Raw genomic sequence first — 762 nt, forward strand, 5'->3', positions numbered from 1 at the left:
TTGGATGCTTGTATGATTTGTGTTAATCACTACACCCAAGAATTTTATGCCCGTATCGCTATGTGCTATATGGGTTTTACGCTCATTCACCTTAAGTTTCAGCGTTTCTTCTAAGATATGGCTCGCTACTTTCAATGCGTTTTCTGCGCCAGATTTTGAGGTACAGAATATCAAAATGTCATCCGCATAACGCACTATTCGGTGCGCTCGCTTCTTCATTTCTTGATCGAACTCATCTAGGTAAATATTGGCTAATAATGGACTAATTACCCCGCCTTGCGGGCTACCTAATTCACTCGTTTGCCAATTTGAGCCTATCATTACACCACTTTTTAGAAACATCTCAATCAAGTTTAAGATACTGCCGTCTGCGATACGCTTTCTCACAAACTTAATGAGCAAGTCATGATTGAGCATATCAAAGCATTTCGACAAGTCCATATCAACAACATGCTGCTTGTTGTACTTGCGTATAAATAACGAGGCTTTGCTGATCGCTTGATGACAGCTTCGACCCACACGATAACCATAACTCGATGAATGAAAATGCGGGTCAAAAATAGGTGTCATGATATTTGATAGACATTGTTGAACAATTCGGTCTCGAACTGTGGGAATACCCAATAACCGTTTGCCGCCATCGTCTTTGTCGATTTCAACACGTTTCACTGGCTGCGCTTGATAGCGCTTTTCTTGTAGTTCGAGCAATAACCTTTTGAGTTCAACTTCCAAATTTTGTGTAAAATCATCCACGCTCTGCCC

General features: G+C 41.1%; 1 protein-coding gene. It reads right to left on the reverse strand.

Annotated elements, in window-relative coordinates; translation table 11 throughout:
• Positions 1 to 762 (reverse strand): group II intron reverse transcriptase/maturase (gene ltrA, locus CJF42_RS25980; protein WP_095369370.1); only part of this gene is annotated, 762 nt, incomplete at both ends.

The sequence above is a fragment of the Pseudoalteromonas sp. NBT06-2 genome (assembly GCF_002276045.1).
In the GTDB taxonomy this organism is placed as follows: domain Bacteria; phylum Pseudomonadota; class Gammaproteobacteria; order Enterobacterales; family Alteromonadaceae; genus Pseudoalteromonas.